23 protein-coding genes and 1 tRNA gene are annotated in these 24,889 nt (G+C 32.3%); 9 read left to right on the top strand and 15 right to left on the bottom strand.

All coding sequences use genetic code 11. The annotated features are described in order from the left end of the window. Positions 1-4: 4 nt before the first annotated feature. Complete coding sequence (locus tag ACH5TW_RS12265) at positions 5-1,408, bottom strand: sugar porter family MFS transporter (protein WP_439336798.1); 1,404 nt, start codon at positions 1,406-1,408, stop codon at positions 5-7. 199 nt (positions 1,409-1,607) lie between these two features. On the opposite strand from ACH5TW_RS12265, the gene ACH5TW_RS12260 reads away from it, so the two are divergent. After that, positions 1,608-2,483: an AraC family transcriptional regulator gene (locus tag ACH5TW_RS12260; protein WP_439336797.1), complete on the top strand. Its 876-nt coding sequence runs from the start codon at positions 1,608-1,610 to the stop codon at positions 2,481-2,483. Positions 2,484-2,545: 62 nt separating this feature from the next. Here ACH5TW_RS12260 and ACH5TW_RS12255 read toward each other — a convergent pair. Continuing rightward, a tRNA-Leu gene (locus ACH5TW_RS12255) sits at positions 2,546-2,627 on the bottom strand. Between the two features lie 100 nt (positions 2,628-2,727). On the opposite strand from ACH5TW_RS12255, the gene ACH5TW_RS12250 reads away from it, so the two are divergent. The 3 genes from ACH5TW_RS12250 to ACH5TW_RS12240 all read left to right on the top strand — a co-directional run bounded on the left by ACH5TW_RS12250 (position 2,728) and on the right by ACH5TW_RS12240 (position 6,031). After that, a complete protein-coding gene (locus tag ACH5TW_RS12250; RefSeq protein ID WP_439336796.1) occupies positions 2,728-4,116 on the top strand; it encodes a dipeptidase in 1,389 nt (462 codons plus the stop codon). Between the two features lie 193 nt (positions 4,117-4,309). Next, positions 4,310-5,410, top strand: coding sequence for a DUF4407 domain-containing protein (locus ACH5TW_RS12245; RefSeq protein ID WP_439336795.1), 1,101 nt, complete (start codon positions 4,310-4,312; stop codon positions 5,408-5,410). 192 nt (positions 5,411-5,602) lie between these two features. Next, the gene (locus tag ACH5TW_RS12240) at positions 5,603-6,031 is read left to right on the top strand and encodes a YybH family protein (RefSeq protein ID WP_439336794.1); all 429 of its coding nucleotides are present in this window, start codon (positions 5,603-5,605) and stop codon (positions 6,029-6,031) included. Between the two features lie 129 nt (positions 6,032-6,160). On the opposite strand, the gene ACH5TW_RS12235 is transcribed toward ACH5TW_RS12240, so the two are convergent. From ACH5TW_RS12235 to ruvC, 8 genes are all read right to left on the bottom strand, one after another. Continuing rightward, on the bottom strand, positions 6,161-6,739 hold the full coding sequence (locus ACH5TW_RS12235; protein ID WP_439336793.1) for a PhnA domain-containing protein: 579 nt from the start codon (positions 6,737-6,739) through the stop codon (positions 6,161-6,163). A 110-nt stretch (positions 6,740-6,849) separates the two neighbouring features. Further along, complete coding sequence (locus ACH5TW_RS12230) at positions 6,850-7,677, bottom strand: hypothetical protein (protein ID WP_439336792.1); 828 nt, start codon at positions 7,675-7,677, stop codon at positions 6,850-6,852. A 160-nt stretch (positions 7,678-7,837) separates the two neighbouring features. After that, positions 7,838-8,200 (bottom strand): MmcQ/YjbR family DNA-binding protein, encoded by a 363-nt coding sequence (locus tag ACH5TW_RS12225; protein WP_439336791.1) that lies wholly within the window; start codon positions 8,198-8,200, stop codon positions 7,838-7,840. Between the two features lie 59 nt (positions 8,201-8,259). After that, the gene (locus ACH5TW_RS12220; protein WP_439336790.1) at positions 8,260-8,868 is read right to left on the bottom strand and encodes a DUF4230 domain-containing protein; all 609 of its coding nucleotides are present in this window, start codon (positions 8,866-8,868) and stop codon (positions 8,260-8,262) included. Between the two features lie 5 nt (positions 8,869-8,873). Then, positions 8,874-9,224, bottom strand: a complete 351-nt coding sequence (locus tag ACH5TW_RS12215) for a DUF4260 domain-containing protein (RefSeq protein WP_439337513.1) — start codon at positions 9,222-9,224, stop codon at positions 8,874-8,876. Then, on the bottom strand, positions 9,224-9,973 hold the full coding sequence (locus ACH5TW_RS12210) for a cyclase family protein (RefSeq protein WP_439336789.1): 750 nt from the start codon (positions 9,971-9,973) through the stop codon (positions 9,224-9,226). Before ACH5TW_RS12210 ends, ACH5TW_RS12215 begins: the two co-directional genes overlap by 1 nt. Before the next feature lie 12 nt (positions 9,974-9,985). After that, on the bottom strand, positions 9,986-11,134 hold the full coding sequence (gene hemW / locus ACH5TW_RS12205; protein ID WP_439336788.1) for a radical SAM family heme chaperone HemW: 1,149 nt from the start codon (positions 11,132-11,134) through the stop codon (positions 9,986-9,988). After that, entirely contained in the window at positions 11,134-11,688 is a 555-nt protein-coding gene (gene ruvC / locus ACH5TW_RS12200; RefSeq protein WP_439336787.1) for a crossover junction endodeoxyribonuclease RuvC, read from the bottom strand. The genes hemW and ruvC overlap by 1 nt, the downstream gene beginning before the upstream one ends. A 66-nt stretch (positions 11,689-11,754) precedes the next feature. Between ruvC and ACH5TW_RS12195 the strand changes: the two genes are divergently transcribed. Further along, positions 11,755-12,726, top strand: a complete 972-nt coding sequence (locus tag ACH5TW_RS12195) for a lysylphosphatidylglycerol synthase domain-containing protein (protein ID WP_439336786.1) — start codon at positions 11,755-11,757, stop codon at positions 12,724-12,726. 2 nt (positions 12,727-12,728) lie between these two features. Further along, positions 12,729-13,844: a glycosyltransferase gene (locus tag ACH5TW_RS12190; RefSeq protein ID WP_439336785.1), complete on the top strand. Its 1,116-nt coding sequence runs from the start codon at positions 12,729-12,731 to the stop codon at positions 13,842-13,844. A 60-nt stretch (positions 13,845-13,904) separates the two neighbouring features. On the opposite strand, the gene ACH5TW_RS12185 is transcribed toward ACH5TW_RS12190, so the two are convergent. Further along, a complete protein-coding gene (locus ACH5TW_RS12185) occupies positions 13,905-15,485 on the bottom strand; it encodes an NADP-dependent glyceraldehyde-3-phosphate dehydrogenase (RefSeq protein WP_439336784.1) in 1,581 nt (526 codons plus the stop codon). Positions 15,486-15,743: 258 nt separating this feature from the next. Here ACH5TW_RS12185 and ACH5TW_RS12180 point away from each other — a divergent pair, with 258 nt between their 5' ends. The 3 genes from ACH5TW_RS12180 to ACH5TW_RS12170 are packed head-to-tail and all read left to right on the top strand — an operon-like array spanning position 15,744 to position 19,743. Next, complete coding sequence (locus ACH5TW_RS12180) at positions 15,744-17,150, top strand: 3-keto-disaccharide hydrolase (protein ID WP_439336783.1); 1,407 nt, start codon at positions 15,744-15,746, stop codon at positions 17,148-17,150. A 14-nt stretch (positions 17,151-17,164) separates the two neighbouring features. Continuing rightward, positions 17,165-18,514 carry a Gfo/Idh/MocA family protein gene (locus tag ACH5TW_RS12175; RefSeq protein ID WP_439336782.1) on the top strand — a complete coding sequence of 450 codons (1,350 nt, stop codon included), beginning with the start codon at positions 17,165-17,167 and terminating at the stop codon, positions 18,512-18,514. 50 nt (positions 18,515-18,564) lie between these two features. Beyond that, positions 18,565-19,743, top strand: a complete 1,179-nt coding sequence (locus ACH5TW_RS12170; RefSeq protein ID WP_439336781.1) for a Gfo/Idh/MocA family protein — start codon at positions 18,565-18,567, stop codon at positions 19,741-19,743. 10 nt (positions 19,744-19,753) lie between these two features. On the opposite strand, the gene ilvA is transcribed toward ACH5TW_RS12170, so the two are convergent. The 4 genes from ilvA to ilvB all read right to left on the bottom strand — a co-directional run bounded on the left by ilvA (position 19,754) and on the right by ilvB (position 24,867). Further along, the gene (gene ilvA / locus ACH5TW_RS12165; RefSeq protein WP_439336780.1) at positions 19,754-21,019 is read right to left on the bottom strand and encodes a threonine ammonia-lyase IlvA; all 1,266 of its coding nucleotides are present in this window, start codon (positions 21,017-21,019) and stop codon (positions 19,754-19,756) included. A 77-nt stretch (positions 21,020-21,096) separates the two neighbouring features. After that, the gene (ilvC, locus tag ACH5TW_RS12160; protein ID WP_439336779.1) at positions 21,097-22,572 is read right to left on the bottom strand and encodes a ketol-acid reductoisomerase; all 1,476 of its coding nucleotides are present in this window, start codon (positions 22,570-22,572) and stop codon (positions 21,097-21,099) included. 14 nt (positions 22,573-22,586) lie between these two features. Continuing rightward, the gene (gene ilvN / locus ACH5TW_RS12155; protein WP_439336778.1) at positions 22,587-23,120 is read right to left on the bottom strand and encodes an acetolactate synthase small subunit; all 534 of its coding nucleotides are present in this window, start codon (positions 23,118-23,120) and stop codon (positions 22,587-22,589) included. A 13-nt stretch (positions 23,121-23,133) separates the two neighbouring features. Then, on the bottom strand, positions 23,134-24,867 hold the full coding sequence (gene ilvB, locus ACH5TW_RS12150; protein WP_439336777.1) for a biosynthetic-type acetolactate synthase large subunit: 1,734 nt from the start codon (positions 24,865-24,867) through the stop codon (positions 23,134-23,136). Positions 24,868-24,889: the final 22 nt, after the last annotated feature.

Raw genomic sequence — 24,889 nt, 5'->3', positions numbered from 1 at the left:
TTATTTATTTTTCTTCTTTTGATAACTCCTGTTCTATTTCTTCTAGACTTTTTCCTTTGGTTTCAGGAAGTTTTTGTTTGATAAAAACAAACCCTAAAACACATATAAAACTATAGACCCAAAACGTGCCATACGAACCTAATGCTTCATTTAAAATAGGAAACGTAAAGGTTAATATAAAGGAGGCTACCCAAAGTGAAAAAGTAGCTATTGCCATAGCAACACCTCTTAATCTATTAGGGAATATTTCTGAAAGTACTACCCAAGTAATAGGAGCCAGTGACATAGAATAAATGGCAATAGCTGTAATTACTAACACTAAAACAGGCCAGCCTTTAAATTCAAAATAATACGCCGCGCCTAAAATAGCATACACAACTGCAAGACCAATTGAACCAAAAAGCATTAATTTTCTCCGTCCCCAACTATCAACCGTTCGCATAGCAACAAACGTGAAGATTAGATTAACACTACCTGTAATAACGATATTGAATAACATATCACCAACACTATAACCTGCAGAGGTAAAAATTTCTTGTGCATAATTAAAGATAATATTAATACCACACCATTGCTGAAATATTGCTAACACAACACCAATTACTAAAACGGGTAATACTTTTTTACTGCGATATTCTGAAATAGAAAATGTTTCTTTAACAGCTTCTTTAAATGAATCTTTAATGTTAGCTAATTCCTGTAAAGCATATGCATCGCCTCCAATTTTATTTAAAACACGACTTGCTTTTTCATCTTCATTAACCTTAACTAAAAACCGTGGACTTTCAGGTACTAAAAACATGAATATAAAAAATAGTCCAGCGGGAATTAATTCTGCCCAAAACATAATGCGCCACCCTGTTTGGCCATTCCAAGAATTTAAAATATCTATAGGAGTTGCACTATCTGCAATAGGATCTGCAATTAACCAATTTGCAATTTGAGCCGCCAAAATACCAACAACAATGGTTAGCTGATTAATAGCGACAAACCGACCTCTAAATTTAGCTGGTGCAATTTCTGCAATATACATAGGCGATAATGTAGAAGCCAAACCTATGCCCAATCCGCCAATTAATCGATACCAAATAAAAGGCGTAAAGGTGTCAACCCAACCTGTTCCAAATGCTGATACGGTAAATAAAACAGACGCAATAATTAAAGATTTTTTTCTACCTAATTTATCGGCTATAACTCCAGAAATAACGGCACCAAAAATACAACCAATAAGTGCACTACTCATAGCCCAACCTTGTAAAGCAGGCGAATTCGTTATCTCAAAATTAAGCTCGTAAAAAGGTTTTGCACCTCCAATAACTACCCAGTCGTAACCGAATAGTAATCCTCCCATGGCAGACACAAACGCTAATGACAGTAAATAGGGAATATTAAATTTAGTTGGTTTCATTTACAAATTAGTTTTTAATAAAAATATAGATTATTCTTTGATAAACATTCAAATTCTAACCCTTAACTTTTTAAGTTATATTTACATGCTATTTTTAGTTATTTACATCTTTTTAAACACTTTTTTTTGATTACAATATACTAAAGCACTAAATAATTGAAAACTAAGCATTAATAAAATAGACTATTTTTTAATAAACATGGACAAATCAACTTTAAAAGAAGGTTTTTTAGGTCAACGAATCATTATACTGCCTAATGAGGTGAAAAGCAGATTAAAAAACAACACCATTACAAGTAATTTTCACATTTCTGACATTGGATATTTCCCGAAAGCAAGCAACCACTTTAGAAAACGAAAAAAAGATCATGGTACTTATATTTTCATTTATTGTGTTGAAGGGTCTGGCTGGGTAAAAACGGATGGTGTAAAAACAATTATTTCTCCTAATCAATATATAATTATTCCTAAATATTTGGCTCACACCTATAAATCGGACAAAACAGATCCTTGGAGTATTTACTGGATGCACTTTGATGGAAAAATTGCAGAAGAATTATACAACAAACAAAGACAAAACAGAAACGAAACTATTGCTTTTAATAATGATCGTATTAAACTATTCAACCAAATATTTGAAATTTTAAACAACACTTATTTAGATGCTCAACTTGAATATGCTAATATTTTAAGCCTAAACTTTATTAGTGCTTTTATTTACAATAATATTGACGCTACTGTAAATATTAACAAACACGATAATTTAGTTGGTTCTATCACTGCTTTTTTAAACAACAATCTTAGTAAATCATTAAAATCTGAAGACATTGCTAAAGCATTTAATCTTTCAACATCTTATACACAAACCTTATTTAAAAAAGGAACGGGTTATTCATTAATACATTTTTTCAATCTTAAAAAAACTCAAAAAGCGTGCGAATATCTTAACTACACCGATTTAAGCATAAAAGAAGTAAGTGTAAAATTAGGTATCAAAGACCCTTTATACTTTTCAAGATTATTTAAAAACTATATGGGAGTTTCTCCTAAAGCTTATAAACAGAGGAATAATTAGAAATATGAATACTTTTTAAAACAAAAAAGCCAACTTTTAAAAAGTCAGCTTTTCCTTTACAGTGCGGGCGGGGAGACTCGAACTCCCACACCTCGCGGCACTAGATCCTAAGTCTAGCGTGTCTACCAATTCCACCACGCCCGCTAAAGGACTGCAAATATAAACAAGATTTTTAAATTGCAAACTTCTTAGCCCTAAAAAACATTCTTTTTTTTATACTTTTGAGTGAACTATAGAAAAACTCATGAATCAAATACAATCTTACATATCAGAACATAAAAATCGTTTCTTAAACGAACTCATCGAACTTCTTAAAATACCGTCTATAAGTGCCGACTCTGCTTATAAAGATGATGTTTTAAAAACTGCCGATGCCATAAAAATTAGTTTAGAAAAAGCAGGATGCGATGCCGTTGAAATTTGCAAAACAGATGGCTACCCTATTGTTTATGGTGAAAAAATAATTGACAAAAATTCACCAACCATATTAGTGTACGGCCATTACGATGTACAACCACCAGACCCAATCAATTTATGGGATTCTCCTCCTTTTGAACCTGTTATCAAAAAAACAGACAAACATCCAGACGGTGCTATTTTTGCACGTGGAGCTTGCGACGATAAAGGACAAATGTACATGCACGTGAAAGCCATGGAATTCATGACATCTACCAACCAACTCCCTTGTAATGTAAAATTCATGATTGAAGGCGAAGAAGAAGTTGGAAGCTCTAACTTGGCAACCTTTGTAAAAAACAATCAAGAGAAATTAAAGAATGATGTCATTCTTATATCTGACACAGGCATGATAGCTAACGATGTGCCATCAATAACAACTGGATTACGCGGATTGAGTTATGTTGAAGTTAAAGTAACAGGTCCTAACAGAGATTTACACTCTGGACTTTACGGCGGTGCCGTAGCAAACCCAATAAACGTATTAACTAAAATGATTGCGTCTTTGCATGACGAAAACAATCACATTACCATTCCTGGGTTTTACGATCAAGTTGAAGAACTTTCAAAAGAAGAACGTGCAGAAATGGCAAAAGCGCCTTTCAGTCTAGAAAACTATAAAAAAGCATTAGATATTGATGCTGTTTATGGCGAAACAGGATACACAACCAACGAACGTAATGCCATCAGACCAACTTTAGATGTAAACGGCATTTGGGGTGGTTACACTGGCGAAGGTGCAAAAACCGTTATTGCAAGTAAAGCTTATGCTAAAATATCTATGCGATTGGTTCCAAACCAAGACTGGGAAAACATTACCGAATTATTCACCAAACACTTTGAAAGCATCGCTCCAAAAGGCGTTACCGTAAAAGTGACACCACATCATGGCGGACAAGGTTACGTAACACCAATAAACAGCATTGGCTATAAAGCAGCCAATAAAGCCTATAACGACACCTTCGGAAAAACACCAATTCCACAACGTAGCGGTGGGAGCATTCCTATTGTGGCATTATTCGAACAAGAATTAAAAAGCAAAACTATTTTAATGGGCTTCGGGCTAGATAGCGACGCCATACATTCACCAAACGAGCATTTCGGCGTTTGGAATTACCTAAAAGGCATCGAAACCATTCCACTATTTTATAAATATTTTACAGAACTTTCAAAATAATTTGGGCGTTACCTTTACCCTGAAAAAAGATCAGGATAAAGGTCGCGCTTTCAACTATATCTTTTTCTCGTACCTCAAAAAAGGATGCCGTTTCAATCGCTAACGCAAATCCGAACTATTTTCACACCAATTAATGTAACATTTTGATACGTTTTGCGTTCTAATAGACAATCATCAATCAAAATCAATCATTATGTTAAAGCAATTCTTCATTATTTGCTCGGGTGCAGATACCGATATTTTAGAGCAATGCTCTAAAGGCGAACAAAACAAATATGCTGGTGTTGGAGCTACAGTTTTCTTTACAGCAGTTATGGCTTTTATAGCTGGTAGTTATGCACTTTACACTGTTTTCGACAATATTTATACTGCTATATTTTTCGGACTTATTTGGGGTTTACTCATTTTTAATTTAGACCGCTATATTGTTTCTACCATCAAGAAAACAGGAAACATTATAGACGAATTAATACAAGCATCTCCCAGAATCGTATTAGCAGTAATTATAGCTATTGTTATTTCAAAACCTTTAGAATTAAAAATTTTTGAAAAAGAAATTAATCAGGTTTTATTAGAACAAAAAAACGAATTAACCCTTGCTAATAAAAACCAAATTTCGGAACAATTCACACCTACTATCGCTTCGCTTCAAAATGAAATAACTAATTTACAAAAAGACATAGCAACCAAAGAAGCTGAAGTAAATGCACTTTACAACACTTACATTGCTGAAGCCGAAGGAACCGCAGGAACCAAACTTTTAGGAAAAGGTCCTGTTTACAAAGAAAAAAGAGAAAAACACGATGCGCTTTTAGCCGAATTACAACAACTTAAAGCCGCTAACAAATCAAAAATTGTAGCTATTGAAAACCGAATAGTACAACTAAATGGTGATTATGATACACAAGTTGCAACTACGCAACCCATTATTAATAACTTTGATGGCTTAATGGCGCGTGTTAATGCTTTAGGAAAATTACCTTGGTTACCATCATTTTTTATATTCTTATTGTTTTTAGCTATTGAAACCTCTCCTATTCTTGCTAAACTATTATCTCCAAAAGGCGTATACGATTATAAATTAGAAGACCAAGAAACAGCTATAAAAACAAACGTACTTCAAAATAAAAGTCAAAGAGACGCCATGTTAAAAGCAGATTTTGCTATTAACGACCGTATTTATACAGACCTAGAAAACGAAGACGAATTATACACTTATAAGCGCAAAAAAGCGAGGGAACTTATACAACTTCAAGCAGATGCCTTTTATAAGCATCAAAAAAATGTTTTGTGATATTATATATTAAGGAGCAGCTTGTGATTTGAAATGATTGTATTGAAAACACAAGTAGATTAATTAATAGATGAGTAACATATTTTAAACAAGATTTCCTATTTTTACTTCTAATGCTAAAGTATTCATTTTAATATTTAACAACTATAGAATTAAAAAGACCCTAAAAAACTCATTTAAAATAAAACAATCATGAAAAGGCTCCTTATATTAACCTTTATCCTCACTGCTTTTAATAGCTATTCTCAAACTGAAGAACAAGATAAAAAAGCTATAAATAAAGTTTTAAAAGCACAACGTATTGCATGGTCTAAAGACAATATTGAAGAATTTATGGAAGGCTACTGGAAAAGTGATTCGCTTAAATTTTATGGAAGCAATGGCATTACCTACGGATGGGAGAACACGTTAGAACGCTACCTAAAAAGCTACCCAACTAAAGACCACACAGGTACATTAAGTTATAAAATTAATGACATTAGTAAAATAAGTGATGGTGCTTATTATGTTTTAGGCGAATTTCATTTAAAACGCGAAGTTGGAAATGCTGATGGTATTTTTATGCTTGTTTTCAAAAAGATTGATGGAAAATGGAAGATTATTGCTGATACGTCTTGTTAAATTTTAGTTTGCTGTTTAAATAAAAAACACTTACACCTTTTTAATTAAAAAGGTGTAAGTGTTTTTTATTTATGGTAGGATAAGGTATTTGTTTAAGCTCTCCAGATTTTTCAGGGTAACACCCAAATACTATAATTTTTTAACGTATTTAGTAACAATAACAGTTAAAGTAGGCCCTACTTTACCTTCAATAAATTCGGCATTATCTCTATCTAAACGAATGTTTCTAACCGCCGTTCCTTGCTTAGCAACCATGCTAGATCCTTTTACCTTAAGGTCTTTTACTAAAACAACCGAGTCTCCATTATTAAGGACAACTCCGTTTACATCTCTATGTATAATTTTCTCGCTCTCGTCTTTATCTTCACCTGTTGCACGCGCTAGTGCTAAAGCATCATCATCTAAATACATCATATCTAGTAAATCTTTAGGCCAACCTTCTGCACGTAATCGTTGAAGCATTCTCCAAGCCATAATTTGTACTGCTACAAACTCACTCCACATACTATCATTTAAACATCTCCAATGGTTAGTATCCATTTCTTCATTACCTTCTATTTGGTCTAAACAGTTTTTACACACCAATACATCGTTAGCCACGTTTTCATTTAATGATGGCGGTATGGTATATTGTGATAAATCGGTATTAGATGCACACAATTCACATGTGTTATTACTTCTGTCTTTTAAAGTTTCTAGTACACTCATTTTGCTATTTTGTTTTTGCAATATTACACCTAAATAAAAGCTCCTACAAATTGATTACAAATAAAAAAAGGACACTAAAAGCATCCTTTTTTATTAATTGAAAATTCTTATTATTTTGAAAGTTCAGCTAGAAATTTATAAACAGCATCTCCATGAACACCTGTAAAATAAGTATTCATTTTTTCGCCTCTTGCTTTACGAACAGCTTCGTCTGGCCATGCTTCTTTCATAAGATCTGGAAGCCCATCAAACATAGCTTCTAAATCTGCCATGGAATCTAAAAAATAACCTTCCATAATTTCTGTTCCATCACTACCCCAAGCATGTCTGTGTGGATAATAACCTTTAATTAACGGGTTATCTTTAATTAACTTATTAAAGTTTTCAGTCATAAAATCCTTAATTTCAGAATTTTCAACATCTTCTGGATACGCAAAATGTGTTTTTCTAACATAGCATATCATATCTTTTGTATTGTCTTGAGGTATTGGCTTAACTAAAGGCAATGTTGTATATATTTCATCTGAATGCTCATGAGAATAATACGCTTGCTGTTTCTTTAAAAACGCTTTTCTTTCTGTTTCATCTGGCCATGCTTCCTTTTCTAATTCTCCAGATCTCACACTTGCTTTTTCAATAGCACCCCATGACCCGTAAACATTAACATAAATTATCTCTGTATTATCCGCTGTCATTTGGTGCAAATAAAAAGAAGATGCCATAATATGCTCATTATTTTTGGTCACTTTGTCTAAATATTCTTTTTCTACAGATTTCCATGTATCCATATCAAAATCTTCATAATCCATATTCCAATGCATCGTAGTTACGGTAATGTACTGTGGTCCTTCTTGCTGCTCTTGGGCTGAAATAATAGAGGTTGTAAACAACAAAAGTGCAGCTGCCATTGTTGAAAATAATTGGTTGATTGTTTTCATAATCTGTTAAAAATTAAAGTTTATATTATGGTTAAAATTAAATACTACTTTAAGATTTAAGGGCGTTTTGATTATGCTATTAAAATAAATTAAGGAGATGAAAGTATATAAATGTACAACAAAAAAACGCTTATTTTACATTTCATATTATTTTTTTAGTTTAAAAAAGACTGTCTTTCAAGTTTTTAGACATTGTTTTAATAACCATATCATAAGAATGATCTATAAGCTCTTTAATAAGTTGTGATTGTAATTCACCTTCGTGCAGATAAAGTGTATTCCAATGCTTTTTGTTCATATGAAATCCTGGACGAATGCTATTATAGTTAGTTCTAAGTTCTTCAGAATATTCTGGATCGGCTTTTAAGTTAATAGATGACTCCCCTTGTTCCCATTTTTTTAAAGAGGTTAATGCAAACATTTTCCCTAGCACTTTAAAAACTAATGTATGTTGGTCAAATGGAAGCTCTTCGGTTGTTCCTTTTTTGCTTAAACAATAATTGCGAAGTTGTTCTATGTTCATTTAGGTCAAATTAAATTCGAAACAATCTACAGATTCCTGCCTTTGCAGGAACGACAAAATCACTCTAATTTCTTAGTAGTTCCTGTTTCAATTTTTAATGCCGAATAATCCAGTTTCCAACCAATGGTTTCAACAATAGTTTCCATAAGCAAGATGGTTTCTAAGGCTTCTTTTTGTGCTACTTGAATCAAGCCGCTTTCTGGCACTTTATCTTGAATATGTTGTTTAGCTTCTTGATGTAATCCTGTTAAATCTGAAGCTTCAAACTTATTAAATATACCATCCGATTTATCGTAATAATTCAAATTGGTTTCTATAGATAAAATTTCTGGTTGCGGAAAATGTTCTAAAACAATGATCTTCTTTATCGTGTCTGCTTGCAACTCTATCTTTGCTAAATCATAACCCACATGAGCTTTAGCATTAATAACAACCAATGCTTTTTTCTTGCTGGTTATCATTTTTAAAAAACGTTCTTTTACATCTTCGTAATGATATATTTCAGCAAAATCACCTTCAACAGTTATAAACTTACAAACCTTTTTTATTTTATCTAAAAGTAAAACCGACTGTGCGTTTACTAACTGTTTTTTCTTTATAGATTTAAAGTAGGTAACAATTCCTAAACTAACTAAAACGCCTATAATAATTCCTAAAAATGCTTCCATAATTATTAATTCCCTATTTGACCTAAATGCGTATTCTTAAAATTATCTGAATACTTTAAACCGTAACCCAAAGCTCTATCAAACGATGCGTGTGAAAACAAAATAATTCCTACTAGTTGCAAAACATCATTTTGTAAATAAATCCCAATAATATAAAATAGAATAGCTAATCCCTTGTGATGAAAAATATTGTAGACAATACCACCAATTTTTGTATTTATTACATAGCCCAACATGCCAACATCTGGTGTTAAAATAAGTGCTAAAAACCACCACCAAGCAAAATGTAATTGATTAAAAGCAAAGATTCCTAAAATAAACATTGCCAATTCTTCTAATTTCAGCGTTGTCTTCATCATTCAATTATTTTATATAAAATAGGTTTACTAGGAGTAGCATCGTTTTCAAAAGGTGCTATTTGAAGGTTTAAAAAATAGCAACCATCATCAACCGTATTTGGTACAAAAATAAATTCGGTGATAGTAGCATCTAATCGCAATTCTCCTTTAGTATTCCAAAAAGCATTATGCGACAATAATTCGCAATTATCACGCTCTTTATCTACACTTGGCAAATCTATAAGCAAATGCTTAATGCCTTTTTCTCTTAAATAAATGGCAGCTTCCTCTAATAAATAAGTAGGATTGGTATTGGAGTATTGCCTAGAAATTTTATCGTTTGTATTAGGAATGGTTCTTATAACAATAGCATCTCTTTTCTTGTTACCAATGGCAAATTGTAATTGCTTTTTTGAAATAACCATATCCTCATTCAACTTTTCTGGAGCAACTGTTACAACTTCTGCTAAAAAGAAAAACTGTTTTAAATTCTGGTTTATAGAATGTACTTTCTCGGTAATATGTCCCACACATTCAGTATGTGTACCATGAGCATGCGGATTAAAAAATATATTATTAAAATTTATACAAGCGCCTTCTTTTACACTTGCAATCCATTCGCCATCTTTTGCTGGTTCTATTTTTGGCTCATCAATATACCATGCATTTACATTACTTTTTGATGCACGCAATGGCATTGAAATATCAATTGGATTTGATAAATTTATCTGAAGTTTTCTTGAATTGTATTGAATAGTAGCTAACATATTCAAATATACTTAAATCATAAACAAATCTGCTGCTATTCCGTCAACTAAAAATTTTCCTTTTTGAGTTGTTATTAGTTTTTCTAATGGAACAGATTCATTTGTTTCATTTACAATAACAAGTAGTTCTTGCTTTATGAACTTTTCAGCAGAAGCTTTTAAATGTTGAAGAAATTCTTGTTCAAACTCACTTTCAATTTTTGTTAATGAAACTCCCCAGATAGTACGTAAACCTGTCATAACATATTCGTTATACTGATCTTTCTTCGATAAAACCTCAACAGTATTTGGTAAGCTATTATTCTGAATGGCTTGAATATATTTTGAATTATTTGCCACATTCCAACTACGCTGAGTTTTAGAAAAAGAATGTGCCGAAGGCCCAATACCCAAATACGATTTCCCTTGCCAGTAACTCGTATTGTGTTTTGAGAAATAGTCTGGCTTACCAAAGTTTGAAATCTCGTAATGCACAAAACCTTGCTCTGTTGTTTTTTCTATTAAATGATTAAAATGCTGAAGTGCTAGATTTTCATCTATTGGCGGATATGTTCCTTTTTTAATAAAAGTATCTAAGGCTGTTTTAGTTTCAACCGTAAGCGAATAACTTGAAATATGATTAATTCCAAAACCAAAGGCAACGTCTAAATTTTTATTCCACTTCTCTAGACTCATATTCGGAATACCGTAAATAAGATCAATAGTTATATTATCAAAGTAGCGAGTTGCTATCTGCAAGCAAGCCTTAGCTTCCTCTGATGAATGTGCACGATTCATACTTTTTAAATCGTCTTCAAAAAAAGATTGAATGCCAATTGAAAGCCTGTTTATAGCACTTTTAGATAATTTGATTATTGCTTTTTCAGATAAATCATCTGGATTGGCTTCTAAAGTAATTTCCGGATTATCTGAAACATTATAGTTGTTGTAAACTTCAGAAACCAAAAAATTTAATTCCTCTATTGATAATATAGATGGTGTGCCTCCTCCAAAATAGATGGTTTCAATGGTTTTGTCTTTCAGTTCATCTTTTCTAAGAACCAATTCTTTTGCTAAAGCCTGAATTAGTTCGTCCTTCTTTTTTAAAGATGTTGAAAAATGAAAGTCGCAATAAAAACATGCTTGTTTACAAAAAGGTATATGTATGTAGATGCCTGCCATTACTTCTTAACTCTAGCCTCATTCTGCTTCACAAAAGCATCCCAACCGGAATAACTTTTACCCACTTCTATTCTACCAGAATTATAAAAATGACACACTGCAGCTGCTAAACCATCAGTGGCATCTAAATTTTTAGGCAATGTTTTAAGTCCTAATACACTCTGAAGCATTTTAGCAACCTGTTCTTTACTAGCGCTACCACTACCTGTAATGGCCATCTTTATTTTTTTTGGCAAATATTCGGTAATTGGTATCTCTCTACTTAAACCCGCTGCCATAGCCACACCTTGAGCTCGACCAAGCTTTAACATACTTTGTACATTTTTTCCAAAAAATGGTGCTTCAATAGCTATTTCATCTGGATTGTGTGTATCAATAAGTTCTATGGTGCGTTCAAAAATAAGCTTCAGTTTTAAATAATGATCGTCGTACTTTTTTAAATTTAGCTCATTCATCTGAACAAATTGCATGGTTTTACCAACCACTTTTATGAGTCCGAACCCCATAATAGTTGTTCCAGGATCAATACCTAAAATAATTCTTTCTTTACTCATTAATTAATAAAATCTATACTATCATGATGATAAAGTATATTAATGATTTATTTTGCGTTTGTATTTATGACATATTCACTTTCATACAAAACTAAACAATTCTTTTTTGTGCTTATTAAATTAAGCATTGTAGTTGTGGCTTTTTATTTTATTTACCAAAAACTAACAAACAATAACGAATTACAGTTTTCTGTTTTTATTGATTTTTTGAATGAAAACAACATTTTTTCAATAAAAAACATCACTTTTCTACTCATTTTAAGTTTTTTTAATTGGTTTTTCGAAATTACAAAATGGCAAAATTTAGTAATTCCTATTAAAAAAATTACTTTTAAAAATGCTACCGAACAAAGTTTAGGATCACTAACAGCATCATTATTTACCCCTAACCGTATTGGAGAATATGGAGCAAAAGCTATTTACTTCACTAAAAATTACCGAAAACAAATTATGCTTATTAACCTAATAAGTAACTTACTTCAAATGAGTGTTACGGTTATTTTAGGCATTATAGGATTGTCTTTTTTTATTTCAAATTATAACTTAACTATAAACAACAACAATCTGCTCATAATACTATTAAGTAGCATCACGCTTATCGTTTTAATTACTTTCGGAATTAAAGAAATAAGCAAGTTCACTATTAAAGGGGTTTCTTTTGAAAAAATTAAACATTTTATTTCAAATTTCCCCAAAAACAAAATAGGATTCGGGTGGTTTTTATCATTAATACGATATGCCATTTTTTCATTTCAATTTTACTTTCTACTAATCATTTTTGATACTGAAATAACATATTTTAATGCTATAACAGGCATTACTTCTATGTATTTACTTTCCTCTATTATTCCTAGTATCTTTATTTTTGATGTGATTATAAAAGGAAGTGTTGCCGTTTATTTATTTGCTTTTTTGGGCATTAACGAACTCACTGTTTTAAGCATCATCACCATCATGTGGTTACTTAATTTTGTATTACCAAGTATCATAGGAAGCTATTTTGTACTTAAATTTAAACTTCCCAAAAACGATAATTAACAATGATTTTAGCAAGCATCATCATAACCATTTTTTATCTAATTTTAATAGCAAGTTTTGCTATGGGATTTGATAAAGTTCCTGTTTTTAAATTAGAAGATTTACCTTCTAAAACAAAATTCTCTGTTATTATTCCTTTTAGGAATGAAGCTGAACATTTACCCGAATTATTAAAATCTATTAAAACACTAAATTACCATAAACACCTTTATGAGATTATTTTTGTTGATGATGATTCTAATGATGATTCGGTTGCATTAATTGAAAAAATCATTAATACTAACTATTCAATTATTCAGAATGAAAGAAAAACAAATTCCCCTAAAAAAGACGCTATAACCTCTGCCATAAATCAAGCAAAAAACGACTGGATTATTACTACCGATGCCGATTGTGTATTACCTAAATATTGGTTAGATAGTTTTGATGAATACATTCAAAAAACAAACGCTCAATGTATTGCTGCTCCTGTAACATACCTATCTACAAATTCATTTTTAAACAGGTTTCAGTTACTCGACTTACTAAGTTTACAAGGTGCAACCATTGGTGGTTTTAGTTTAAAAAAACCTTTTTTATGTAATGGTGCAAACTTTGGCTACCAAAAAGCTTTGTTTAAAAAATTAAACGGATTTGATGGCAATAGTAATATTGCAAGCGGTGATGATATTTTTCTACTAGAAAAGGTTGCAAAAAAACAACCTAAAGCGCTTCATTATTTAAAATGCGAACAAGCCATTGTTTCAACAGAATCTCAAAACTCGTGGAAACATTTAATATCTCAACGGCTTCGTTGGGCTGCAAAAACAAGCGCTTATAATAATTGGTTTGGTAAACTCGCAGGCATTATTGTTTTAGTTATGAATGCTTTAATAATTACGTCTGTATTACTTACTATTATTGGAAGTTTCAATTTTAAAATTTTGCTTTATATCCTTTTTATAAAATTGAATATCGATTTCTTTTTAATTTACAAATCGGCTACTTTTTTTAATCAAAAAGAGATATTAAAATCTTTTGTTTTTGGCTTTTTACTGTATCCTTTCTTTAGTGTTTATATTGCTTTTCTATCTACATTTTCAAACTATAAATGGAAAGGAAGAACCTTTAAAAAATAAAAAAACCTCAAAAACTATATAAAGTTTTTGAGGTTATAGAGATATCTAAATTATTATTTTTTACAAGATATAATCTGTACTTATAAAGTTTGATGTTTTGTTTTTTAATAATTCTTCTAAAATAGTCTTGTTATACTCATTATCTTTTGATGCAACAAAAGTCCTAATAGAAAATGATCTTAAAGCATCATGAACACTTAAAGTACCATACGCTGAATCCTTTCTTCCTGTAAATGGGTATACATCTGGTCCACGCTGACAAGAACTGTTTAAATTAACACGACACACCAAATTTACTAACGTATCTATAAGCGGCGATAAGGTTTGTATATTTTTACCAAACAAACTCACTTGTTGTCCGTAATTAGATTCTGCCATGTCATCTAAAGGTTCATCAATATGAGAAAAAGACACCACAGGAATAACGGGACCAAATTGTTCTTCCTTAAAAACCCTCATATCTTTACTCACAGGATATAAAACAGCTGGAAAAATAAAATTCTCTGTTGTTTCTCCTCCTTTTTTATTTAAAATTTTCGCGCCTTTTTTTTGAGCATCATCAATTAAATCTTGGATATATGCTGGTTTGTCTTCTTCTGGCAAAGGTGTTAATTTAGAACCATCTTCCCAAGGATTTCCATATTTAAGCTGGTCTACTTTATATGAAAAACGTCTATTAAATTCTTCAACAACAGACTCATGAACATACAATACTTTTAACGCTGTACAGCGTTGTCCATTAAAAGATAAAGTACCAGCAATACATTCATCTACAGCTAAATCTAAATCGGCGTCTGGTAAAACAATCGCTGGATTTTTAGCCTCTAGACCCAAAACCATTCGCAGTCTATTTCCTTTAGGATGTTGCGATTGCAAAGCATTAGCAGATTTACTATTACCTATTAAAGCGAGCACATCTACTTTTCCTGATTTCATTATTGGTGTAGCAAGCACTCGCCCTCTACCATAAACAATATTTACAACACCTCTAGGAAAGCTATCATGAAAAGCTTCTAATAATGGTGAAATTAACAAAACCCCTATCTTTGCTGGTTTAAAAATTACAGGATTACCCATAATTAATGCCGGAATAAGTAAAGTAAATGTTTCATTTAAAGGATAATTATAAGGCCCTAAACATAAAACAACACCCAATGGCCCTCGACGAATATGAGCATAAACACCATCATTTTTTTCAAACTTAGCTGAGTCTCTATCTATTTGCTTATAAGCTTCAATAGTATCATAAATATAATCAACGGTTCTATCAAATTCTTTTTCAGAATCTGGAAGGTTTTTACCAATTTCCCACATTAAAAGTTTTACAACTTCTTCTCGCTTGGTTTTCATTTGTTCAACAAACTTTTCCATACAAGCAATACGATTTTCAACCTTCATTGTTGGCCACAACCCCTGTCCTTTATCATATGCATTTAGCGCTGAATTTAAAGCCGACACAGCTTCTTTTTCGCCTAAATTAGGAATAGTTCCTAACAAAGTTGGTTTATAATCTAGTGTTGAAGATATTGTTGAAAAAACTTCTGTAACATCTCCTTTCCATTGTTTTAATTCACCATCTACTAAATATGTTTTTTGGTGTAAAAGTGATTTGATTTTATAAGCTTCTGGAATTTCTAACATAGTAGTTTTATTTGTTAAAATATAGTGTTTTAAGTATAGCTAAGATACTCATATTTTAACCAAAAATTATTTATAACAGTAACTGTAAATAAAAAATATTGTATTGTTAACACTTTGATTACTTGATAATAATATACTTAAAACTCAAACGTTTTCGACAAACGTTTTAATAAAAAGAAGTTAATTTATTTGGCTAATCAATAGAAATAAACCAACTTTACGTGTGCGCACACAATTACAACAAAACAAATAAAAGAAATGAAACAACTACAATTTAGCCTTTTTTTTATAACTAATTTACTATTAATTAACCTTATAGGCAATGAAGCTAATTCGCAAAATTCAGAAGATGGATGGGTATTGCTTTTCAATGGCAAAGACTTAACGGGTTGGGAACAACTTAACGGAACTGCAAAATACAAAGTAGAGAACAATGAAATTATTGGCATTACAAAAACCAACACAACCAATAGCTTTTTAACTACTAATAAAAATTATGGTGATTATATTTTAGAATTTGATGTTATGGTTGATCCATCTGTTAATTCAGGAGTTCAATTTAGATCCAATAGCACTAAAGACTATATGAACGGTAGAGTCCATGGATATCAATTTGAATTAGATCCTAGCAATCGTGCTTTTAGTGGAGGTATTTATGATGAAGCTAGAAGAGGTTGGATGTACCCTTTATCTATAAACCAAAAAGCACGAAAGGCTTTTAAAAACGGCGTTTGGAATAGATGCAGAATAGAAGCAATTGGAAACCACATTAGAACCTGGATTAATGGAATACAGTGTGCAAATTTAATTGATAGTGAAACTGCTACAGGTTTTATTGCTTTACAAGTTCACAGTATTGGGTCTAAAAATGAAGACGCTGGTAAAAAAATTAGATGGAAAAATATTAGAATTAAAACAAATAACTTAGATGAAGAACTTTGGCCATCAGATCCAGAAGTAAGAGAGGTTAGTTATCTAAAAAACTCATTAACTAAAAACGAAGTAAATAAAGGTTGGCGTTTACTTTGGGATGGCAAAACTAACAAAGGATGGAAAGGTGCAAAAATAGACCAATTTCCAAATTCTGGATGGGAAATAAAAGACGGCGAATTAACCATTCTAGCAACTGACGGGGGAGAATCGACAGGTCCAGGAGACATTATTACTATAAATACTTTTAGCAGTTTTGAATTAGAATTAGAATTTAAAATTACAAAAGGTGCTAATAGCGGTATTAAATACTTTGTTGATTCTGAATTAAACAAAGGCCCTGGTTCTGCAATAGGTTGTGAATTTCAAATTTTAGACGATGAAAATCATCCAGACGCTAAAGCTGGTATTAATGGTAATAGAACTGTTGGTTCCTTATATGATTTAATAACCGCAGAAAACCTTTCAGTACAAGGAAGAAGCAAACAATTTAAAGGCGTTAATAGATGGAATAAAGCAAGAATAGTTGTTATAGGGTCTAATGTTGAACATTGGTTAAATAATGAAAAAGTAATAGAATACGACAGGCAATCCCAAATGTTTAGAGCACTCGTAGCATACAGTAAATACAAAAAATGGTCTGACTTTGGTCAATGGGCTAGCGGTCATATTTTACTTCAAGATCATGGGAATACCGTGCATTACAGAAGTATAAAAATTAGAGAATTTAATTAAAAAATAATTTAAATATGAGTTCAAATAGAAGAGATTTTATAAAAAAAGCAACAACAGGTGCCGTTGGTGTAGCATTAACTGGTGGTCTAACAAGTGCTTCTGCGAAAAGTTATTCAAGAATTATTGGATCTAATGATAGAATTCAAGTTGCTATTCAAGGGTTAGGCAGACGATGGGGTGCTTACATAGAAGCTATCTCAGATAAAACTAATAATGTGGAACTCGTGTATTTATGCGATGTTATGAAAAGTCAGCGCGAAAAAGCAGCTAAGACCATCTCTAAGTCAATTAATTACAAGCCAAAATTAGAAAATGATATTAGAGTTATTTTAGATGACAAAAATATAGATGCCATATTTATGGCTACACCAGACCATTGGCATGCTCCAGGAGCATGTATGGCTATGCAAGCTAACAAGCATGTGTATTTAGAAAAACCATGTAGCCATAATCCAAGAGAAGGAGAATTACTAATTGCATATCAAAAAAAATATGGTAAACTCATACAAATGGGGAACCAACAACGATCATCAATAGAATCAGCATCTATTATTAAGGATATCCATGATGGTGTTATTGGAGATGTATATAAAGCAATTGCATTTTACACAAATTCTAGAAGTGAAGTTCCAATTCCTAAAAAAGCAAATCCTCCTGAAGGTTTGGACTGGGATCTTTTTCAAGGTCCATCGCCACGAAAAGATTATATGCATGATACTTGGGATTATAATTGGCACTGGTACGGATGGGATTTTGGAACTGCAGAAACAGGAAATAATGCCACACACGAATTAGACATAGCCCGTTGGGCACTAGATGTTAATTATCCAGAGTATGTAGATGTATATTCAGGGAAATTTCAATATCAAAATGACGGCTGGGAAATGTACGACACTATGGAAGCTACATTTAAATTTTCTAATAACAAAACCATACAATGGGATGGACAAAGTAGAAATGGATACGATAAATATGGAGCTGGCAGAGGCACAATAATTTATGGATCTAAAGGGTCAGTTTTTATAGACAGAGAAGGCTATAAATTATTTGATTTAAAAGGAGAGTTAATTAGAAATAAGAAACTTCAAGGTGTTAGTGAAGGCGGGCTTGCCCTTGGTGGTGGTGGTAGTCTCTCAACAAGACACTCATTAAACTTTTTTCAGGCCATTAGAGGAAAAGAACCCTTAAGGTCTCCTATTGAGCAAGGTGTTGTTAGTCAAATGCTAACACATTATGCTAATATTTCATCTAGAATAGGCAAATCATTTGAAGTAGACGATAAAACTGGTACAATCTATGATCGTGATGCCATGAAATTATGGTCTAGAACTTATGAACCAGGTTGGGAGATTAAACCTGTTTAATCAGCAAAACAATAATTAATTTCACAATTAGCAGTATAATATCATAGTAAATGAAAAGAAGAGAGTTTATAACTAAAGGTGGACTTGTAACAGCCGGTATAATTACAACCTCATCAACTTTAGGAGCATTATCTAAAAGATTTAGTAGTAATAATATTAATATTGGAATTATAGGCACAGGAAGTAGAGGCTGTGGACTCATTTCTGTGTTAAACAAAATTGAAGGTGTTAATGTTTCTGCAATTTGTGATACTTTACCTTTTCAATTAGAAAAAGGTGCTTCGAGAGCTAAAAACAAAGTTAATACCTATGAGAATTACAATAAATTATTAGACAATAAAGATATTGATGCCGTATTAATTGCAACACCTTTTAGTACGCATTCTGCTATTGCTATTGATGCTTTAGACGCAGGGAAACACGTTTACTGTGAAAAGACAATGGCTAAAGGTTTTACTGAAATTGATAACCTTGTAAAGAAAGTAGCTTATTCAAAATTGATTTTTCAAACAGGACACCAGTATCATAGTTCTAAACTATATAATCATGTTGTGAACCTAATAAAAAATGGAGCGATTGGTCAAATATCTTCCTTTGAATGCCAGTGGAATAGAAATGGTAATTGGAGAAGACCTGTTCCTAATCCGTCATTGGAACGTGAAATAAACTGGAGAATGTATCGGGAATACTCTGGTGGATTAGTAGCAGAATTATGCTCACATCAAATAGATTTTGTGCATTGGGTTTTAGATGAAAATCCAAAAAAGATAATAGGAACAGGAGGTATTGACTTTTGGAAAGATGGCAGAGAAACATTCGACAATGTTCATTTAATCTTTGAATACCCTAGTGGTGTAAAAGCAAAATTTACATGCTTAACCAATAATTCACTTGGCGATTATCAAATAAAAGTACATGGAAGTAAAGGCACTATACTTCTGGACTACAATAATGCATGGATTTATCATGAAAAAGAATTTAAAAAAGAAATAACAGATGTAGATGGTGTTTCTGGAGCAACGGCTAACGCATATTTACAAGGCAAAGGTTATCCTATTGAAATATCTCATTTAGACCCAAGTAAACAAGCTTTAGCTGATTTTAGAGATTCTATTATAGAAAACAAAGAACCTATTTCAAATGTGTATACAGGCGCAGATACAGCAAGATCTGTTCAATTATCTTTAGATGCTATGTATAATGAAGATATTCAATATTGGATAAAATAAGTTCTCAGTCTTAAACCAAAAACTGAAACAAATCTGGTTTATCATTTAGATAATCACCATAAAAATTATGTTCCTTCATTCGATCTATTAAAGGCTTTAAATCATTGGCCGATTTTAATTGCACACCAACAACAGCTGAACCATTTTCTCTGTTTGTTTTTTTAGCATATTGAAAGTATGTAATATCATCATTAGCTCCTAAAATATCAACTACAAATTCTTTTAATGCACCTGCTCGTTGCGGAAACTTTACTATAAAATAATGTTTTAAATTGGCGTATAATAAGGCACGCTCTTTTATTTCTGAAGTTCGCGTAATATCGTTATTACTTCCACTAACAACACATACTACGTTTTTTCCTTTTATGTCTTCAGCATAAAAATCTAATGCCGAAATACTAAGTGCTCCCGCTGGTTCTACCACAATAGCATCTTTATTATAAAGTTCTAAAATGGTTTGACACACCTTTCCTTCCGGAACGGTAATCATAGCATGCAAATTTGTTTTACAGATATCAAAAGTTAAATCGCCTACTCGTTTTACTGCAGCTCCATCAATAAACTTTTCAATATGTTCTAACTCGGTATTTCTATTATTTTTAATAGACACCGACATAGACGGTGCACCTTCTGGCTCTACACCTATTATCTTGGTATTAGGAGACAATGCTTTAAAAACAGTTGATAAGCCTGATGCTAATCCGCCGCCACCAACAGCTATAAACACATAATCTATTGGTTCAGTTGCTTGTTCTAAAATTTCTAAACCAATGGTTGCCTGACCTTCAATAACTTTTGGGTCGTTAAACGGATGAATAAATGTTTTCTGAAGTTCATCACATTCTATCATTGCAGCATGATACGCATCATCAAAAGTATCACCAACAAGCTTAATTTCCACATATGCTTCACCAAACATTTTTACCTGCTCTACTTTTTGATTTGGCGTAGGTGCAGGCATATAAATAGTGCCTTGAATTTTTAATAATTTACACGATAAAGCAACACCTTGCGCATGATTTCCTGCGCTAGCACAAACCACTCCATTTGAAGCCTCCTCTTTTGTTAGCGAACTAATTTTATTATATGCTCCTCTAATTTTATAAGAACGAACCTGTTGCAAGTCTTCGCGCTTTAAAAGGATATTTGCATCAAACTGTTTTGAATATCTTAAACTAGAGCTTAGAGGCGTAACTGCCGAAACCTTCTTAATAGTTTCCGCAGCAGCTTTCACATCACTAAGACTAGGAAAATATGTGTTTTTTTCCTGATTCATATGCTCATTATTTTTTATACAACAAGACCTGCCAAACTTGACAGGTCTTGAACATTAATTATATTTAATAGTTTTTATTAAACTATTGGTTTCATAGCTGTCATAGAAGCTCTTAAAAACTCACCTACTTTTTCAACTGGGTGATTTCTTAATGCTTTATTTACTTCAATTAACTTCGCGTTATCAACACCTTCTCCATTATCTGCAGCATAGGTTTTACCAATAACATCAGTATCAATAGTTTTCATGAAATCAGTTAATAAAGGCTTACAAGCATGATCGAATAAATAACATCCGTATTCAGCTGTATCAGAAATTACACTGTTCATTTCATAAAGTTTTCTTCTTGCAATTGTGTTAGCAATTAGGGGTGTTTCATGTAATGATTCGTAGTATGCAGAAGCATCAATAATTCCAGAATCTGTCATAGCTTCAAACGCTAATTCCACACCTGCTCTTACCATCGCAACCATTAACACACCGTTATCGTAATATTCTTGCTCTGAAATTACAACATCACCTGCTGGAGTTTTTTCAAATGCTGTTTCAGCAGTTGCAGCTCTCCATCCTAATAAATCTTTATCATTATTAGCCCAATCTGCCATCATACCACTAGAGAAGTTACCCTCCATAATGTCATCCATATGTTTTTGGAATAACGGACGCATGATATCTTTTAATTCTTCTGATAATTCAAAAGCTTTAATTTTTGCTGGGTTAGATAAACGATCCATCATATTAGTAATACCACCATATTTAAGACCTTCAGTTATAGTTTCCCAACCATATTGAATTAATTTTGAAGCATAACCTGCATCAATTCCTTTTTCAATCATTTTATCGAAACAAAGAATAGATCCTGTTTGTAATAAACCACAAAGAATAGTTTGCTCTCCCATTAAATCAGACTTAACCTCAGCAACAAAAGAAGATGCTAACACACCAGCTCTATCACCACCTGTAGCAGCAGCATAAGCCTTAGCTTGTGCCCAACCTTTTCCTTCTGGATCATTTTCTTCATGTACCGCAATTAATGTTGGCACACCAAAACCTCTTTTATATTCTTCTCTAACTTCAGTACCTGGACACTTAGGTGCCACCATAATAACAGTTAAATCTTCACGAACTTGCGTTCCTTCTTCAACAATATTAAAACCGTGAGAATACGATAATGTTGCTCCTTTTTTCATTAAAGGCATCACCGCATTTACAACATTTGTATGTTGTTTATCTGGTGTTAAGTTTAACACTAAATCGGCCGTTGGAATTAACTCTTCGTAAGTTCCTACATTAAAACCGTTATCAGTTGCATTAACAAATGATTGACGTTTTTCTGCAATAGCTTGTGCTCTTAAAGCATAAGAAATATCTAATCCAGAATCTCTCATGTTTAGCCCTTGATTAAGCCCTTGCGCTCCACACCCTACAATGACTATTTTTTTACCTTTTAATGCATTTACTCCATCTTCAAATTCTGAAGAATCCATAAATCGACACTTCGATAATTGACTTAATTTATCTCTTAACGATAGTGTGTTAAAATAATTTCCCATTTTAATTTTAGTTATTATTGATTATTGAATGCTAATAGCATCTCTGTTACTTTCATTTCATCTTTAGTTACTGCAATACGTCCTGCACGCACAAATTGCATAATACCAAACACATTTAAATCTCTACGTAAAGATTCTATTTCATTTCTTCTACCCGATTTTTCAAGTACAAAAAACTCTTTATTTACCGTAACGATTCTAGAATTACTTTCTTTAATTATATTTTGAATTTGAGGTTCTTCAAACAATAAAGAAGACTTAATTTTAAACATACAAGACTCTGTATAAATAGTTTCTTCGTCGGTATGGTAATAAGCACGTATTACTTCTATTTGTTTTTCAAACTGCCCTACAATTTTTTTAGCTTGAGATTCTGTAATATTAACTACAATAACAAAACGATTTACACCATCTATTTCTGATTGCGATGTTGTTAAGCTTTCAATGTTTATAGTTCTTCTCTGAAAAATTGCAGAAATACGATTAAGTAATCCGATGTTATTTTCGGTATAAATTGAAATCGTTATTGATTTTATTTCTTCGTTCATTTTTTCTAAATATTTAGCTTAAACGTATATCTGAAACTGATGCTCCCGATGGTACCATTGGGAAAACATTATCTTCTTTTTCTACACAAACCTCTAAGAAATATGATTCTTTAGATTGTATCATTTCCTTAACAGCTTCTTCTAACTCTTCACGTTTAACAACTTTCCTTGCTTTAATATAATAACCTTCTGCTATGGCTACAAAATTTGGATTTATCATTTCAGTAGACGCATAACGTTTATCAAAAAACAATTGTTGCCACTGACGTACCATTCCTAAAAACTCATTATTTAAAACAACAATCTTTACAGGCGTTTTTTGCTGAAAAATAGTACCTAATTCTTGAATATTCATTTGAAATCCACCATCTCCAATAATAGCAACTACCTCTCTGTTAGGCTCAGCCATTTTAGCACCAATAGCCGCAGGAAGCGCAAAGCCCATAGTTCCTAATCCGCCAGAAGTAATATTACTTTTGGTAAGATTAAATTCTGAATAACGACAAGCAATCATTTGATGTTGTCCTACATCTGATACAATGGCAGCATTCCCTTTACTTTCAATATTTATTTGATTTAATACCTCTCCCATAGTTAAACCTTCTTTGGTTGGAGAAATATCATCTTTTATAACTTTTTCAAATTCTATTGCATACAAATCTTTAAACTCTTGTAACCAAGAATCATGGGAATTGGCATTTAGCAAAGGTAATAGTTTTGCTAAACTATCTTTAGAATCGCCTATTACAGCGACATCTGTTTTTACATTTTTATCAATTTCAGCAGGGTCTATATCAAAATGAATGACTTTAGCTTGCTTTGCATATTTACTTAAATCGCCAGTAACACGGTCATCAAAACGCATTCCTATAGCAATAAGCACATCACATTCGTTAGTTAACTTATTAGGCGCATAATTACCATGCATTCCTACCATACCTATATTTAATGGGTGCGACGTTGGTATAGCTGATGCCCCAAGAATAGTCCATGCTGATGGAATTCCTGCTTTTTCAACAACTGCTTTCAGTTCCTCTTCTGCTTTACCAAGTATAACACCTTGCCCCCAAACAATCATAGGCTTTTTTGCTACGTTTATTAATTCGGCAGCAGCCTTAACTGATTCTGGGTTAGTTTTTGGTACAGGAATATAACTTCTCACACCTGTACATTTTTTATATTCAAAATCTAATTCGCCAAACTGTGCATCTTTAGTAATATCTATTAATACAGGACCTGGACGACCACTTTTTGCTATATAAAATGCTTTAGCTAAAACTTCTGGAATTTCTGAAGCTTTAGTAACTTGATGATTCCATTTAGTTACTGGTGTAGAAATACCTACGATATCAGTTTCTTGAAATGCATCACTACCTAATAAATGAGAAGGCACTTGACCAGTAATACAAACTAATGGTGTAGAATCTATTTGAGCATCGGCGATTCCTGTTATTAAATTCGTAGCTCCTGGTCCTGAAGTTGCCATAGCAACCCCAACTCTACCAGAAATACGGGCATAACCTTGAGCAGCATGCGCTGCACCTTGCTCATGTCTTGTTAACACATGATGAATATCATCTTTAAACTTAAATAATTCATCGTATACAGGCATAATAGCACCTCCTGGATATCCATAAAGAACATCAACACCTTCTGCTATTAAGCTTCTTACTATGGCTTCACTACCTGATATGCGCATTTTTTTATTAGTTACTTCTTGTGTTTTGTTTTCTGTTTCTGTATTCATAGTCTCAACGTTTAATGATGAG

Source organism: Thalassobellus sediminis (assembly GCF_044386045.1).
Classification (GTDB): Bacteria; Bacteroidota; Bacteroidia; order Flavobacteriales; family Flavobacteriaceae; genus Thalassobellus; species Thalassobellus sediminis.
The sequence above is the reverse complement of the archived record's forward strand: the minus strand, read 5'-3'. Positions and strand labels throughout refer to the sequence as shown.

What these genes read in the sequence shown, in the direction of transcription:
- ACH5TW_RS12245 (WP_439336795.1), top strand. Translation starts at nt 4,310, where the DNA reads ATGTTAAAGCAATTCTTCATTATTTGCTCGGGTGCAGATACCGATATT.
- ilvN (WP_439336778.1), bottom strand. Translation starts at nt 23,120, where the DNA reads ATGAACGAAGAAATAAAATCAATAACGATTTCAATTTATACCGAAAAT.
- ACH5TW_RS12260 (WP_439336797.1), top strand. Translation starts at nt 1,608, where the DNA reads ATGGACAAATCAACTTTAAAAGAAGGTTTTTTAGGTCAACGAATCATT.
- ACH5TW_RS12190 (WP_439336785.1), top strand. Translation starts at nt 12,729, where the DNA reads ATGATTTTAGCAAGCATCATCATAACCATTTTTTATCTAATTTTAATA.
- ACH5TW_RS12240 (WP_439336794.1), top strand. Translation starts at nt 5,603, where the DNA reads ATGAAAAGGCTCCTTATATTAACCTTTATCCTCACTGCTTTTAATAGC.
- ACH5TW_RS12265 (WP_439336798.1), bottom strand. Translation starts at nt 1,408, where the DNA reads ATGAAACCAACTAAATTTAATATTCCCTATTTACTGTCATTAGCGTTT.
- ACH5TW_RS12180 (WP_439336783.1), top strand. Translation starts at nt 15,744, where the DNA reads ATGAAACAACTACAATTTAGCCTTTTTTTTATAACTAATTTACTATTA.
- ACH5TW_RS12235 (WP_439336793.1), bottom strand. Translation starts at nt 6,739, where the DNA reads ATGAGTGTACTAGAAACTTTAAAAGACAGAAGTAATAACACATGTGAA.
- hemW (WP_439336788.1), bottom strand. Translation starts at nt 11,134, where the DNA reads ATGGCAGGCATCTACATACATATACCTTTTTGTAAACAAGCATGTTTT.
- ACH5TW_RS12210 (WP_439336789.1), bottom strand. Translation starts at nt 9,973, where the DNA reads ATGTTAGCTACTATTCAATACAATTCAAGAAAACTTCAGATAAATTTA.
- ACH5TW_RS12195 (WP_439336786.1), top strand. Translation starts at nt 11,755, where the DNA reads ATGACATATTCACTTTCATACAAAACTAAACAATTCTTTTTTGTGCTT.
- ACH5TW_RS12215 (WP_439337513.1), bottom strand. Translation starts at nt 9,224, where the DNA reads ATGAAGACAACGCTGAAATTAGAAGAATTGGCAATGTTTATTTTAGGA.
- ilvB (WP_439336777.1), bottom strand. Translation starts at nt 24,867, where the DNA reads ATGAATACAGAAACAGAAAACAAAACACAAGAAGTAACTAATAAAAAA.
- ilvC (WP_439336779.1), bottom strand. Translation starts at nt 22,572, where the DNA reads ATGGGAAATTATTTTAACACACTATCGTTAAGAGATAAATTAAGTCAA.
- ACH5TW_RS12230 (WP_439336792.1), bottom strand. Translation starts at nt 7,677, where the DNA reads ATGAAAACAATCAACCAATTATTTTCAACAATGGCAGCTGCACTTTTG.
- ACH5TW_RS12185 (WP_439336784.1), bottom strand. Translation starts at nt 15,485, where the DNA reads ATGTTAGAAATTCCAGAAGCTTATAAAATCAAATCACTTTTACACCAA.
- ACH5TW_RS12175 (WP_439336782.1), top strand. Translation starts at nt 17,165, where the DNA reads ATGAGTTCAAATAGAAGAGATTTTATAAAAAAAGCAACAACAGGTGCC.
- ACH5TW_RS12220 (WP_439336790.1), bottom strand. Translation starts at nt 8,868, where the DNA reads ATGGAAGCATTTTTAGGAATTATTATAGGCGTTTTAGTTAGTTTAGGA.
- ilvA (WP_439336780.1), bottom strand. Translation starts at nt 21,019, where the DNA reads ATGAATCAGGAAAAAAACACATATTTTCCTAGTCTTAGTGATGTGAAA.
- ACH5TW_RS12225 (WP_439336791.1), bottom strand. Translation starts at nt 8,200, where the DNA reads ATGAACATAGAACAACTTCGCAATTATTGTTTAAGCAAAAAAGGAACA.
- ACH5TW_RS12170 (WP_439336781.1), top strand. Translation starts at nt 18,565, where the DNA reads ATGAAAAGAAGAGAGTTTATAACTAAAGGTGGACTTGTAACAGCCGGT.
- ruvC (WP_439336787.1), bottom strand. Translation starts at nt 11,688, where the DNA reads ATGAGTAAAGAAAGAATTATTTTAGGTATTGATCCTGGAACAACTATT.
- ACH5TW_RS12250 (WP_439336796.1), top strand. Translation starts at nt 2,728, where the DNA reads ATGAATCAAATACAATCTTACATATCAGAACATAAAAATCGTTTCTTA.